Genomic DNA, 13,640 nt, shown 5'->3' with positions numbered 1-13,640 from the left:
ACTTATTGAAATTAAAAAAAAATACCGAAGGACAGTTTGTGTTCGTTCCTGGCAAAATGGCCGTAGTAATAAGCAAAATTAATGGAATATATGCTTATAAAATGCATGACCCCTCGATGGAACCCACTATTAAAGAGGGAGATTTTCTGATTATTAAATACCTTAAGCAAACCTTAATGCCGGATGATTTGCTGGCAAGTATGTATTTTGCGGATTCCAGTATCGTCGTTATATCTAACGGCAAGGAAAGTTTTGTAAGAAGAATGAAAAAAATTCGCTATTATACCAGGTTTAATGCTAAAGGTAAGGGCAATAATAAAACGGATAAGAATTATCCAAAAGATATCGTGTTTTTTATTGCGGACAATCCTTTTGATAACGGCTTTTATATTGAACCTGAATGGGATATCAACAACAGGGCGGTTACCGATGAAACATACCTCGAGATCGATACCCGGACATTTTCCATAGACGATAACTCCGATTTTAAGATTATCGGGGTTGTTATTATGATTGTCAAGGGAAACCCGATAAACGATATGGATATAGAAGCGTTATTAATGACCAAGTGGATTAATGAATAGATTTTAAAAGCCCTAATGTTAATTACATAAAAGTTTTACATAAAAGTTTTATTGACATAATATTTTACAAGGGATAAAATTAATTTATTATAAAAAATGAAGAATAATTGCTGTTCTTAAAAATTAGAAATTTATAGGATTTAAAAACACAACATGAAAGAATATAATTATACGGTTATTTTGGAAAGAGAAGAAGACGGCGGATTTCATGCGTTTTGTCCGGCTCTTCCGGGATGTCATACATACGGGGACAACTACGATGAAGCATCAGAAAATATAAAAGATGCAATTAAGCTTTATATTGAAAGTTTAAAGATGCATAAAGAAGAAATCCCAATTGAAGACATTGCTATTAAATCTATGAGGGTAGCGGTTTGAGCCCCAAATTGCCTCGCATTACTTCTAAGGACATAATAAAGGTGGCTGTTAAATTAGGCTTTCAGTTCGACAGGAAATCAGGAAGCCACGCCATTTATTACAGCGATTCGGATAAAAGGCGGATAGTCGTTCCAATTCATTCTGGAAAAATTATAAAACCGAAAACGCTCTCAGGAATAATTAAAGACATGGGATTAGAATCAAATGAATTTCAAAGTCTGCTATAAAATAATCACATTTTAGCGCACATAAAAAATATATATAGCCGATAAGTTAGTAATTTCATTAACTTATCAATCAAGGTAACAGCCTTCTAAGCTGTGGGTCGCAGGTTCGAATCCTGCTGGACGCACCATTAAAAACCGCAGTAAATAAGCAGTTCTGCAGATTTTCCTCTTGACTACGATATGAATTAAAATGTAAAATTATGTATGAAAATGAGGCAAATGGAAAAAGCGGCCGATGTCCTGGGAGATATTCTCGATGGCGCCTTGGAAACGACCGGTAGCGAGACCACCCTCGAACTAAACCTTGCTGCCATAAAGGTAAAGCACACGGTTAAGAAAGGTAAGAAATAAAAATAACGGGGGGGGTAACATTATGACCGTGCAGGAACTAATCGAAGAGCTTAAGGAATAGCCGCCTGAATTACTATCCTTGCTTCCGGCGGCTATTTTGCCGCGTTGAACTTCTTTGATTGTTTTTTAATAATATCGAATTGCCAGGCAAGTTCCGTGATTATCTGGTTATTAGATGTAACGGTAATCTTTCCCAATAAATCTTCCCTATGTGAAATTATCCCTATCGACAATTCTTCGGATATCGCAAAACTGGCGTACGGCAACATTTTATCTAATTCGTTTTGAAAAACGTAAAATACATCGATACTATTTTTTGCCTGCTCATCCATAATTTCTTTTATCTTGGAGAAATCATCCTCGTCCTTTAAAAGAAATATTCGTTCAATATGAACGCCTCTTTTTGCCTGCCTGTAATTTTGTTTTGTATGTTCGGTCACATCCTTGCCGTATCCCCAATAAAACGGTTCTATAAGATTGCTTACAACCTTAAACGACTGTCCCGGTTTTAATTCTTTCAATGCAATCAATTTAGCGGCGTAAATATCGTGAAAAATAAAATCTCCACCCTTTTCCGCCTGTTTTAAGAGAATATGAATTTTTTCAAAATCTTCCAGAGCTATTCGCGTCGAAATATCCGATTTTTTCTTTTTAAGCCTGTTATACAGCATTATAGTTTCATTAATAGCGATTTGTTCCTTAAGGGGAAGTTCTAACGACGGGAAAGCCGCCTTTAATCTTTTTTCCAGATTATCGATGGCTATTACAATTTCCGCAAGAATAGCGGCTAATGCAAAAGCCAATACGATTACTATTTTTGTGGAAACGTTTAAATGAAAATATGCACCTAACCAAAATGTGAGAACTATAAACACAATGCCTAATAGTCCTATTAATAGGCGTAAAAATATAACCCTTGACATTATTATATTATCCCTTGATATAAAAGAATTTACTATTTTGTGGAGCTTGTTTTTTCGTTATTATAGATATATAAAGACTAATAATTGCCACAACTAAACCTATTATTGCGGCAATTAAATTGATTGTATTTGACATAATTCTATTTATTGGCTGTTATTTTAAAGAAATTAAAGCAAAATCCGATAAACCAATTATTGCATAGCCTGTTAGTTTATCGCCTGTAATCGGCACATCCGCAAGCATCGATGGTTTACCCCCCCCCAATGATAATTTCAAAAATATCCGTATCCGCATCATCAATATTTTTGATAATATACGGGATGGACTTATTATATCATAAAATAAAAATAGAATCAGGTGAAAAAGCGGCAATGCAAAAGCACACAAGGGTTCTTGCAAGAGGAATACTTGGGCGGAATAACGGGGATATATCAAAGTCGGCAAACATCGCTTCGCCGCCTCTGTAATGACTTCTGTGGGAAGGCTCTAGTTTCTTGCGGAAATCGTTCATATAAAATACTTAAACAGGGTGCGGAAATAGCCGGGCGGGTTGTTTTATATATACTCCTGCCGTAAAATAAGGTAGGTTACGCCGGGCTTTTTAATCTCTTTGGCAACGCAAGCGGGATGGGGGAGTCCGCTTGCTTTTGCGGTAAGCAGGGCTTATAATATAATTAACTCTGAATGGCTAAACAAGAAGATGCGGAGGCGTCTTTGCTCTTAAATAAAAGAAAACATCGCAATTTTAAAAGATACGCGGAAATATTATCCATATTATCCCGCCACGGTTTAGGATGGTTGATTCTTGAGCTGGATCTGGGATTCTTGATTCCTTTCCACTGGGGTTTATTAGGGCATCCGAAGAGAAAAGAACCTTATAATAAACCCGAACATATTAGAATGGCGCTGGAAGATTTAGGACCAACATTTATAAAACTCGGCCAAATATTAAGTATGAGACCTGATATATTGCCGCCGGAATATATAAACCAATTTATTAAACTTCAGGACAGCGCTCCTTCCGTTAGTTTTGATAAAATTAAAAAACTGATAGAGGACGAATTTGGAAAACCGCTGAATAAAATATTTAAAAATGTTGACGTTAAGCCTTTAGCCGTTGCCTCGATAGCGCAGGTTCATAAGGCAATTCTTTTTGACGGTACGGAAGTTGCGCTTAAAATTCAAAAACCTGGAGTCGAATTAATAATAGAAGAAGATTTAGAAATTCTTTCGGAACTTGCCGATTTTGCAAAGAAGCATTCCAAGCTTGCCAAAAAAGTTGATCTGGATACAATAGTCGGCGAATTTAGTTTTATTATTAAAAACGAACTCGATTATACCGGTGAAGGCAGGAATGCCGAAAGAATGGAAAAAAATTTTGAAGGGGATGCATCATTGCATATACCTAAAATATTTTGGGATTATTCGAGTAAAAAAATACTGACGATGGAAATAATATCGGGAATCAAGATAAGCGATACCGAAGCCTTAAAAAAGAAAGGATTCGATTTAACGGATATTGCAAAAAAAATAGCCCATATATATCTTACGATGATTTATAAACATGGTTTTTTTCATATGGACCCACACCCGGGAAACTTATTTGTAATGGATAGCGGAGCTATCGGAATTATCGACTACGGAATGACCGGTTCATTAGACCAAAGTCTTAAAAGGGCGCTTCTAAGACTTTTTTTGTCTTTGACCGAAAAAAATGTCGATAACGTGATAGATGAATTTTTGACTATGGGGGTTATAAAAAGAAGCGCTAATCTGTCCATTCTTAAAAGAGACCTGAAACATTTTATTAAAAATGTATATGATAAGCCCCTTAAAGATATTATAGCGGCGGATGTTTTTAATGAATTGATGGCAATTGCATTCCGTCATCAGCTTGAGTTTCCCAATGATATGATTGCACTGCTTAGAGCAACCGCCATAGGTGAAGGTTTAGAGTTGATACTTGACCCCGAGTTTAAACTGATGGAATTTTCTGAGCCATATTTTAAGCGCTTTTTCTTTGACAGTTATTCATTTAAAAATCAGGTAAAAAGATTTTTTGAGGAATCAAACGGTATGCTCGAAGTTTTTTACGAACTGCCAAAAAATTTAAAAAAAATATTCAGGGAATTCGATAACGAAGGGATAAAAACCTCAACCGAAATCGACGGGTTAAAAGACGCGTTAAATGAAATGAAAAGAACCGCCAACAGGGTTTCGGTGAGTATTTTAACCGGTTCATTGGTAATAGGACTCGGTCTTTTAATGCTTATATATCACCCGCCTGTATGGAAGGCAATAGGCGGAATATTTTTTAGCATTTTATTCATCGTGGTTTTAATATTTGTTATAGGCCTTTTATGGTCGATATGGAAATCAGGGAGAATTGACTGACCTGCCGCCAATCTTGGAATTAATGCTTTTAGACACACAGATTACGAATCTACGAAAGAAAAACTTTTCCAGATTTAATTTATTGACATAGTTTATCCATTTAGTAAAATCCGGGCAAAAATTCAATAATTTTTAAAAGTATAAACAACCATAGCGTTTACGGTATTTTGAGTGCTGTTACCGTTTCCGTAAACCCTGCGGTTTGCAATTTGATTTTCAAATTCAAGTCTAAACTGAATATTTTTAAATATCTTCATGGCAGGTCTATATCCTAAGGTAAATGTCGAATCGAAATAACGATAAGCTATGCCGGGCGTACTTGCCGCTTCCCACATGCCGTTAGGATCCGAGACGCCGGCTTCCCTTACGGTTTGCGAAAACCTGCCTATGTTTAAGATGCTATAATGATGGATATAAAAAACCAGACCAGAGAAATGCGATTTGTTAAAGGTAGAATCTGAGGTAGAAATCAAGTAAGACGGATAATTATTTATGGAAGAATTAAATTGACCGGCATTTATATTGTTGCCGTAAACTATGGATTTATTTATTCCTCCGTTTAAACCGGTTTCGTAATCTAATACCGCCGTCCAGTGTTTGTAAAACGAATATTTAGCATCTATAAAATTATAGAAAAACCTGTCTAAATTATCCCGATAAAGGTTATTGTTGTATATGATAAAATTTTCGGCTCCGTAAACGACCCCTTCATGAAATTTTAAAAATTTAAACGGTTTATACGAAGCTATATATTCGAATGTCGGGTATCTGTTTATAGGAACCATAGCGTTATCGGTTAATGCAACCCCGAAAACCATTTTTAACCGTCTTGTAAAAGGGTACTTGAAAAATATTCCGGTAAGTTCCCCTGGTTCTATTGCCGTTACCAATGAGTATGTATTTTCCCATAACCTTGATAAATTATAAGATTCAAAACCTATAAGATAATTTTTTTCGCCTAAATCAATTTTTAACCCATTTCCGATTGGAATACCAAAAGAAATATAAATTTGCCTAAACCCGTATAACGGTCTATCGTAGATAGGTTCCGTGTAATAAGAATAGTTGCCTGTGTAAGGTCCGACAGCCTGAATATTTTCGCCGGCGTCTATGGATACTTTGAAACCGATGCCGAATTTGTTTCTGCCGTTTGAAAAAGGATTTTTTGATACGGTAATATCAAATTCATTAATTGTAGCGCCGTTTGCCTTATAATTATCTATATAATTTCCGTTGTAGTTGCCCAAAGGATATGCTTCGCTTGCGTAAGGTCTTGCAAGATTATAAGTATAAGATGCGGCAAAAGTTCCGAACAGTTTTATTTGGGATATAAAAGAATTATTATGACTTGCGGCAATAATTCTTTTTTGTTTTAACGGGATGGATTGTGCCTGCGCCGTGCTTAGTTTATAATAATTTTCGGCATTTGAGACCCTGGTAAAAATAAAAATACAGGAAAACAAAATGTAAATTGCGATCGGGATTATCCGCATATAAAAATTTTTATTTAATTAAGACTGGCTTGCAAGGCATAAAAATTTGGAATTCTATTGTTTCAGGATATAATATAACTAAAGGGATTATTTATGCAATTATTTTTTAGATACTTGAAAATCGGCATGGGCATTTAAATTTTTAAAATTGAAAGAAATTAATTTGTTAATTGAAAATTTTACGGTGTTTTAAATGTTTAAAAATAGACGGGAAGCGGGAGAAAAGCTTGCTATTGCTTTAGAAAAATATAAAAACAAGGAGGATATAACCGTCCTTGCCCTTCCAAAAGGCGGAATAGAAGTTGCTTTTGAGGTTGCAAAATATTTGAATGCAAAATTCTCGCTTTTAATCGTAAGAAAACTGCCCTTCCCCGATAACCCCGAAGCCGGTTTCGGGGCCGTAGCGGAAGACGGCAGCATATATATAAACAAACAATCGTCGCGGTATCTTTCGGAAAAAGAAATGAATGACATAATATTTTCTCAAAAAAATGAAATTAAAAGAAGGATTTCTATTTTAAGAAAAGGGGAGCCATTACCCGATATTATTAATAAAACGGTTATCTTGATAGATGACGGCATTGCCGCAGGTTCGACAATGCGCGCGGCAATAATGCTATGCAGAAAACGGGGGGCAAAAAAGATTATAGCGGCCGCCCCCGTTGCGGGAAAGGATGTCGCCGGGCAGATAAATGAATTAGCGGACGAACTGGTGATACTTGAAACGCCGTATAATTTTCGTGCCGTTGCGCAGGTTTATGAGAACTGGTATGATGTTTCCGACGAAGAGGCAATAGATTTACTTGGCCGCTTATAGCGGTTTATTATATTTATTACGGTGCTTAGCTTATATAGTTGTTATACGCCTTTAAAGCTTGTTAAACGACTATTTTGTAATTACAATGCGATGTTAAAATTAATCTTGAAGAAGAAAAAGTTTTCGGAGGCTTTTTATGAAAAAATGGGATGCTACCAAAGCCAAAGTGAAAAAACAGCAGGCAGACGATTTAATGGACTCTTATTTAAACGCTATAGAATATAAAGACATGTCGGTTTGCAGTAAATGCCGCAGTATATATCATGACAAAAGATGGGCCGAAGATAAGAAACTATATGATTTACTTATGAAAAACCCTGAAAAAGTAATCTTTACCGTATGTCCAGCCTGCCGGAAAATCGAGACCAAATATATGGAGGGGGTGGTTGAACTTAAAGGAAATTTTTTGTTTGAGCATAAAGATGAAATTATCAGCCTTATAAAAAATACGGTTGAAAAAGCGGATTATATTGATCCTCTTGAAAAGATAGAAAATATAAATATAGACGAAAAAAATAAAACAATAGAAATTATCACCACAGACGATAAACTTGCGCAAAGAATCGGCAGAAATATCGAAAAAGCTTACAAAGGCAATGTTGAATATCATTTTTCAAAAGAAGACAGATTGACAAGGGTTTATTGGAAAAGGTGATGCTTGACGCCGTGTTTTCGCTTAAACTAATGGCGGATAAAGGCTTATTTCTACATATAAAGCCCAAATCCCGATTTAGAAATTTATTTTCTAAATCGGGATTTGGCGGGTTGATTTTTATTTTCATTTTTGATATGATATAGATATCTGATAAAGAATACCTTATCCTTAAGTTGAATCCGCCGACAGGCTCGTTAATCTTCTTTGTTTCTTAATTTATTAAATTCAATTTATAGCAAAATTAATTATACCTTTAGTTTTAATCTTTCTTGCCATGAATAAAAAAGGAACGGCGATTAAAGTTATTTTTCCGATTCTAATACCCGCTCTCTTAACGGTAATATTTCTGGCTTATCCAAATCCCTCTTTTGCTTTTAAAAACTTAAAAAAAAACTTCATTTTTTAGCAATTAACGATAAAAAACCTGTTAATTTAGGATTAAAACAGCCCTTTAATACCGCTGCAATAAATAATAAAAACCCTAAAAAGATTTTATCCTTGAAACGGTTAATCAAAAGTTCCTTAGGGAATTATAATCTGATGTCTTTAATGACGAAAGCCGATGCCTTAAAAGAAAATATTACAATAGACAAAAGCCTGCCAAACCCCAGAATCGCTTTCGGCTATAACGACTCCGACGGTTTTAATAATTTTATGATAGGAAACCATGAATATCAGGGAAGCAAGGTAAGATTTACTTTTACCCAGCTTATACCGTTTCCGACTAAACTATTTTTAAAAAGTAAAATCGCGAAAATTTATTATGGATACAATAAGGAAATTACGGAATCTGCAAGGGTTTCGACGGTTGCGGGCGTTAAAAACTATTACTACCGGCTTGCGCAATTAGAAAACGATATTTCTATAATAAAAAGCGATTATTCGCTGTTAAAGCTGTTAGAAAAAAATACCGACAACAGCTACGCGATAGGAAAAGCCAAAGAAACCGATGTTATAAGAATCGAGCTAAAAATGATAGCCCTTAAAAACCAATTAACCATCCTGAAAAAAGACAGGTTACAATATTTATACGCGCTCTCGAGACTTTCGGGAATCAAGCTAAATAAACTTAAAGGAAACGCTGTGCTGCCGCGTGTAACAAAATTAAAAGCTAAAAAATTTAGAAATATTATCAGGACAGCTCTCAAAAATAACCCTTCACTCAAAGCCGCTAATTTTTTATATAAAAGGTCAAAATATGAAAAAAAATTAGCCGGCCAGGGGCTGTATCCAAATATTATTTTTCATGTGAAATATGGTTATAGATACGACATACAGCCCGCTTTAGGAGGTTCGATAGGGCTTGAAATCCCGCTATACTTTAATCAAAGGCAGTTTCCCGAAATGAATAAGGCTAAAAAGAATATGATTTCGTCAATGTTCGCGAGAAGCTGGGAATACAGCGGAGTTGCAAGAGATATTATGGCATACATAGCAAAAATTAAAAAATATTACAAGCTTTACGAAACCGAAAAAAAGATTTATCTTCCCGAATCCTCGCTCCTTTTAAAATTATATATAAGCAGGTATATATTCGGAAAAACTTCCGCTTTTGAACTTCTTAATTCATTCAAAAAAATGGTAAAAGCGGAACTCTTATCCAATAGCTACGAGGTTAATTTCTTAATAAACAGAAGCGATTTATCGGCATCCTTAGGGGAAATAAATCGTTAACAATAAAATTACGAAAAACGGAAAATAATAAAAAAAATAATTTATAAAAAGGCGTTGATACAGATATGTTTAAAATGAAGAAATTCTTCGATAATATTAAAAAGACCGTTCCGAACAATAAATTTTTTATTCCGGTTATTTTATTTATACTGGCAGGAATATTTTTAATCATATACAGGTTTTTTATCCTGCCGGTAAATTTTTACTACAATAAGGAATTATATAATCTCAGTAATTATAACATCAGGATAGGCGTCAGTAAAAAGGTGCGCCTATTAAGGCTTAGCCATATAAAAAAAATAAAACCCTATTTCCGAATAGTAAAAACCATAAAAGTATCTCCAAGAATCAGGGCAAGGGGCAGGACTACATTTGCCACTCCGTTAGCGAGAACTATTTCGTTGAAATTCGGCGGTTATATTTCTAAGATATACGCCGATAAAACCGGAATTAAAGTTCGCAAAGGAATGCCTTTATTTTCGTTATACAGCCCGTCCTTAATAGATGCGGAAAATGACTATAACCTTGCATATAAAAACTATCAAAGACTTAAAAATACCTCATTTAAATCGCAAGCCCAAACAATTTATGTATCCGCCGAAAAAAAACTTTTATTCTGGGGGATAAATAAAAACCAGCTTGAAAGAATAAAAAAAGATAAAAAAATTATTAAACAAATACCCGTATATTCCCCTATAAATGGAATAGTGGTCAGAAAATTCATTACTCAAGGCGGTTACATTAAGCCGAGCAAAAGACTTTACGAGCTGGCTAATATATCGAAACTCTGGATGAAAATATTTATAAATGTTCACGATTTAAAATTTATCAATATAGGAAAGCGGGTCTCTTTAAGATTTGCATATTATAAAAAAAGAACTTTTCACGGCATAATTTCATATGTTTATCCATATACCTATAAAAAAGGAAAATTTATTAAAGTAAGAATATCCGTAGCAAATACAAAACATGCCTTAAAAATTAATTCTTACGGAAACGCATATATAAAAATGCCTTTTACCGAACGCTTGGCCGTGCCGGTCTCTTCCGTGGCTCATATAGGTTATAAAGATGTCGTGCTAATTTATGATAAAAGCAAAAACGCGTTTAAAGCAAAAAGTATCCTTATAGGCGCAAGGGACGGTAATTATTATCCTGTCATAGAAGGCTTAAAATCGAAAGAAATCGTTCTTAAATTAAAAAATTTAAGCAAGATAAATATAAGTGATTTAAGAAAAATAAATCATTATCTTATTCTATCTTCCGTAAAAATAAATTCTTTATAAGCCGTAAGGGTGAAATTTTTGGGCATATAAGGACTAAACGGCGAAAAGTTATGGCCGTTTAGTCCTTATATACAAAACGACGGTATTATGTTATTAAATGTATCTTTTTAAAAGCGGCACTTTTATAAAGTCTAACGCCACCATAAAAATCAATGTGAAAATTATCAGATATAAAACCATTATTAGCGGAACAGGGGCAATTAACCATCCATATATTGCCATTAGCGTAGCTAAAAGAAGCCCGCCGAATTCCGCTATTAAAAGCGGTTTTGACGGCATAGAGTGCCATAAAAACGATTTCTCGCGAACCAAAAATATATTGGCATGACCGGAATAGACGAGTCCTAAGAATATAAAAGAATCCAATGCCGGTCTGGATAAATCAAGCAGTTTCCAGCCCCAAATATAGACGCCGAATATATATACGAGCCAGCCGATAGAAAATGCTACCGAAATTTCCATAAGTTCCCTTACATTCCACTTATTGGGTTTCTTTGAGTATCTTACATTATCCGTCGATAAAGACATCGTTACGAAGTCGTTTGTGAAAATAAGCAGAAGAATTATAAGCGGCATGGCCTGGACATCAAAGTTTTTAATTCCGAATATTAATAGCCCGAGAGCTAAAAATAAGCCTATTTGTATTGTTTTTACTATCTTATTCGATATGTAAGAAAATAATCTCTGGTAAACGCGTCTTCCCGTTTCTACCGCGCCCAGCATACCCGACAATCCCGGATTGGTTAGAACAAGACTTGCCGAAGCCTTGGCCACATCGGTAGCCGTCGATACCGCAATGCCTACCTGAGCCTGTTTAAGGGCAGGAGCATCGTTTACGCCGTCCCCCGTCATACCTATGACCTCTTTCCCCCCTTTCTGCAGAGCCTGAACAAGGTTATATTTATCTTCGGGAAAAATACCGGCATATACTTCGCAGTTCAACACTTCAGGTTTTAATTCGACTTTACCTTCTTTTTTCAAGGCATTGTAATCGCAAACTTCGCCATTTATGCCTAATTTTTCGCCTATGTGAATTGCCGTTGCCGAGTTATCGCCCGTAAGCATTTTGACATTGACGTGCAGGTCTTTAAGCTTGGCTATAACTTCTTTAGAATCGGGACGAACAGGATCGGATAGCGCCAGTAATCCATAAAATTTTGGAGTGGTTCCCTCTTCCCCGCCCAGTACCGCTATAGTTCTTTCGCCTCTCTTTGCAAATTCTGCCGATTCTTTTTCCCAATCTATAGTCGGGTCAAATTCCTTTATGATTAACGGAGAACCTTTTATAGCCGCATAGCTCTTTCCGTTTTCTTCGTATCTGGCTTCCGAACGCTTAGTGGCGGGATCAAAAGGGATAAATTTGGTTTTCTTGGGAATGCTTACATTCAATTCCTTAGTTTTATCTAAGATAACTTTATCTATAGCATCCATGGTGGATTCTTCCGATGCAATCGAAGCCATTTTTAACAAATCCTGTTCCTTAAAATCACCGTGAGGCCGAACCGTGGACAGCGTAAGCTCGTTAAGCGTTAATGTTCCGGTTTTATCGCTGCATAAAATCTCCATTGCGGCAGAATCTTGAACGGCGCTCAACCTTGTGGTAAGGACGCCTTCTTTTGACAGCGCTAAAGATCCGACGGCATTCGACAGAGTAAATGTCGGCGGAAGAGCAACCGGAACGGAGGCAATAAGTAATATCAGCGCAAAAGGCAGCATATCTTCCATCGGTATTCCGGTTATAGCCGCATACGCAAGTATAGCTACCACAAGCACGCCATCCATGACAAGAAGATATTTAATTATGGACATAATTAACATTTCTGCCTGAGACGGCACTTTGGCTAATTTTACAAGTTCGGTTGTTTTCCCGAAATAACTTTTGGCGCCCGTTGCCGTAACCGTGCCGCTCACTTCCCCTCTCCTGATTATAGAACCGGAATATATGGTATCCTTTACACTCTTTTCTACGGGTAAGGATTCCCCCGTTAAAGCAGATTGGTCAACATCGACATGACCCTCTTCTATTTCCATATCGGCAGGAGCAAAATCTCCCATCCTCAGACGGACATAATCTCCCGGCACCAGCTCCCTTGCGGGCATCATAACCCAGCTGCCGTCTCGTAAAACCCTTGCCATAACCTGCAGTTTCTTTTTTAAAAGCTCTACGGCGCCATGAGCTTTTTGCTCATGAAAAAAGCCCAGGACTGCGTTAAATGTGAGTAAAAATGCAATAATCACGGCATTAAGAGTTTTTCCGAAAGCCCATTCCAACAAAAGTGCGGCCTCAAGCATCCATGCAATAGGCCCCCAAAATTTTTTTAAAAAAAGCAAAAAGGGATTGAGATGCTCTTCGGTGATCTCATTTGGGCCGTACTGTTCCAAAAGCCTTTTTGCTTCTTCATTGCTTAATCCCTTAGAAGAATTCTGGCTTGTTGACATAAATTAAACCTCCTTTAAAGTATGTTTTACTATTAAATAAATTGTGGCGAATGATAAATATTATCAAATATAATATTGCCGCCTTTTTGACTTTAATCATAATTTTTAAATTATTGCAATACTTTTTTAAAAAAATGTTTTATTCTGCATAAATCTTTAAAGATGAAAAAATATTCCGAACGAATTTAACCTCTTAATTACTGGGCAATATTTTTATGTCCGATTCATAGGGAGGGTTTATACCTTAATCCTGCAATAGAAAATATTTAAATGTTTCTTTTATATGTAAATACTGGATTCCCGCTTTCGCGGGAATGACTATTCGGGGATTGAGGTTTTAACCCAAAAGGTGTCATTCCCGCGAAAGCGGGAATCCAGAAAATAAACTTCTATTGCAGGATTAGGTTTATAAAAATAA

Annotated in this window: 11 protein-coding genes; 8 read left to right on the top strand and 3 right to left on the bottom strand. The window is 35.9% G+C overall.

The window, feature by feature from the left end; genetic code table 11:
* The first annotated feature begins 737 nt into the window (after window positions 1–737).
* Together EVJ47_09180 and EVJ47_09175 are read left to right on the top strand one after the other, a co-directional pair.
* Entirely contained in the window at window positions 738–962 is a 225-nt protein-coding gene (locus tag EVJ47_09180; protein ID RZD13834.1) for a type II toxin-antitoxin system HicB family antitoxin, read from the top strand.
* An 8-nt stretch (window positions 963–970) separates the two neighbouring features.
* On the top strand, window positions 971–1,189 hold the full coding sequence (locus EVJ47_09175; GenBank protein RZD13837.1) for an addiction module toxin, HicA family: 219 nt from the start codon (window positions 971–973) through the stop codon (window positions 1,187–1,189).
* A gap of 443 nt (window positions 1,190–1,632) precedes the next feature.
* On the opposite strand, the gene EVJ47_09170 is transcribed toward EVJ47_09175, so the two are convergent.
* On the bottom strand, window positions 1,633–2,463 hold the full coding sequence (locus tag EVJ47_09170) for a hypothetical protein (protein RZD13833.1): 831 nt from the start codon (window positions 2,461–2,463) through the stop codon (window positions 1,633–1,635).
* Between the two features lie 264 nt (window positions 2,464–2,727).
* On the opposite strand from EVJ47_09170, the gene EVJ47_09165 reads away from it, so the two are divergent.
* Together EVJ47_09165 and EVJ47_09160 are read left to right on the top strand one after the other, a co-directional pair.
* Window positions 2,728–2,931, top strand: coding sequence for a hypothetical protein (locus EVJ47_09165; protein RZD13832.1), 204 nt, complete (start codon window positions 2,728–2,730; stop codon window positions 2,929–2,931).
* Window positions 2,932–3,148: 217 nt separating this feature from the next.
* Window positions 3,149–4,858 (top strand): AarF/ABC1/UbiB kinase family protein, encoded by a 1,710-nt coding sequence (locus EVJ47_09160; GenBank protein RZD13831.1) that lies wholly within the window; start codon window positions 3,149–3,151, stop codon window positions 4,856–4,858.
* 122 nt (window positions 4,859–4,980) lie between these two features.
* On the opposite strand, the gene EVJ47_09155 is transcribed toward EVJ47_09160, so the two are convergent.
* Entirely contained in the window at window positions 4,981–6,351 is a 1,371-nt protein-coding gene (locus EVJ47_09155; GenBank protein RZD13830.1) for a hypothetical protein, read from the bottom strand.
* A 193-nt stretch (window positions 6,352–6,544) separates the two neighbouring features.
* On the opposite strand from EVJ47_09155, the gene EVJ47_09150 reads away from it, so the two are divergent.
* The 4 genes from EVJ47_09150 to EVJ47_09135 all read left to right on the top strand — a co-directional run bounded on the left by EVJ47_09150 (window position 6,545) and on the right by EVJ47_09135 (window position 10,783).
* The gene (locus tag EVJ47_09150) at window positions 6,545–7,168 is read left to right on the top strand and encodes a phosphoribosyltransferase (protein ID RZD13829.1); all 624 of its coding nucleotides are present in this window, start codon (window positions 6,545–6,547) and stop codon (window positions 7,166–7,168) included.
* A gap of 136 nt (window positions 7,169–7,304) precedes the next feature.
* A complete protein-coding gene (locus tag EVJ47_09145) occupies window positions 7,305–7,823 on the top strand; it encodes an ATPase (protein ID RZD13828.1) in 519 nt (172 codons plus the stop codon).
* A 540-nt stretch (window positions 7,824–8,363) separates the two neighbouring features.
* Window positions 8,364–9,497: a TolC family protein gene (locus EVJ47_09140; protein RZD13827.1), complete on the top strand. Its 1,134-nt coding sequence runs from the start codon at window positions 8,364–8,366 to the stop codon at window positions 9,495–9,497.
* A 65-nt stretch (window positions 9,498–9,562) separates the two neighbouring features.
* A complete protein-coding gene (locus tag EVJ47_09135; GenBank protein RZD13826.1) occupies window positions 9,563–10,783 on the top strand; it encodes an efflux RND transporter periplasmic adaptor subunit in 1,221 nt (406 codons plus the stop codon).
* 93 nt (window positions 10,784–10,876) lie between these two features.
* Here the strand turns inward: EVJ47_09135 and EVJ47_09130 are convergent, their stop codons facing one another.
* The gene (locus tag EVJ47_09130) at window positions 10,877–13,222 is read right to left on the bottom strand and encodes a plasma-membrane proton-efflux P-type ATPase (protein ID RZD13825.1); all 2,346 of its coding nucleotides are present in this window, start codon (window positions 13,220–13,222) and stop codon (window positions 10,877–10,879) included.
* Between the last annotated feature and the right edge of the window lie 418 nt (window positions 13,223–13,640).

Source organism: Candidatus Acidulodesulfobacterium ferriphilum (assembly GCA_004195035.1).
In the GTDB taxonomy this organism is placed as follows: domain Bacteria; phylum SZUA-79; class SZUA-79; order Acidulodesulfobacterales; family Acidulodesulfobacteraceae; genus Acidulodesulfobacterium; species Acidulodesulfobacterium ferriphilum.
Note: the sequence above shows the minus strand (reverse complement) of the source record. Positions and strands in the feature narration are given on the sequence as shown.

Excerpts from the sequence above, each read along its gene's own strand:
- EVJ47_09180 (RZD13834.1), top strand. The coding sequence starts at position 738 with ATGAAAGAATATAATTATACGGTTATTTTGGAAAGAGAAGAAGACGGC.
- EVJ47_09170 (RZD13833.1), bottom strand. The coding sequence starts at position 2,463 with ATGTCAAGGGTTATATTTTTACGCCTATTAATAGGACTATTAGGCATT.
- EVJ47_09165 (RZD13832.1), top strand. The coding sequence starts at position 2,728 with ATGATAATTTCAAAAATATCCGTATCCGCATCATCAATATTTTTGATA.
- EVJ47_09160 (RZD13831.1), top strand. The coding sequence starts at position 3,149 with ATGGCTAAACAAGAAGATGCGGAGGCGTCTTTGCTCTTAAATAAAAGA.
- EVJ47_09155 (RZD13830.1), bottom strand. The coding sequence starts at position 6,351 with ATGCGGATAATCCCGATCGCAATTTACATTTTGTTTTCCTGTATTTTT.
- EVJ47_09150 (RZD13829.1), top strand. The coding sequence starts at position 6,545 with ATGTTTAAAAATAGACGGGAAGCGGGAGAAAAGCTTGCTATTGCTTTA.
- EVJ47_09145 (RZD13828.1), top strand. The coding sequence starts at position 7,305 with ATGAAAAAATGGGATGCTACCAAAGCCAAAGTGAAAAAACAGCAGGCA.
- EVJ47_09140 (RZD13827.1), top strand. The coding sequence starts at position 8,364 with ATGTCTTTAATGACGAAAGCCGATGCCTTAAAAGAAAATATTACAATA.
- EVJ47_09135 (RZD13826.1), top strand. The coding sequence starts at position 9,563 with ATGTTTAAAATGAAGAAATTCTTCGATAATATTAAAAAGACCGTTCCG.
- EVJ47_09130 (RZD13825.1), bottom strand. The coding sequence starts at position 13,222 with ATGTCAACAAGCCAGAATTCTTCTAAGGGATTAAGCAATGAAGAAGCA.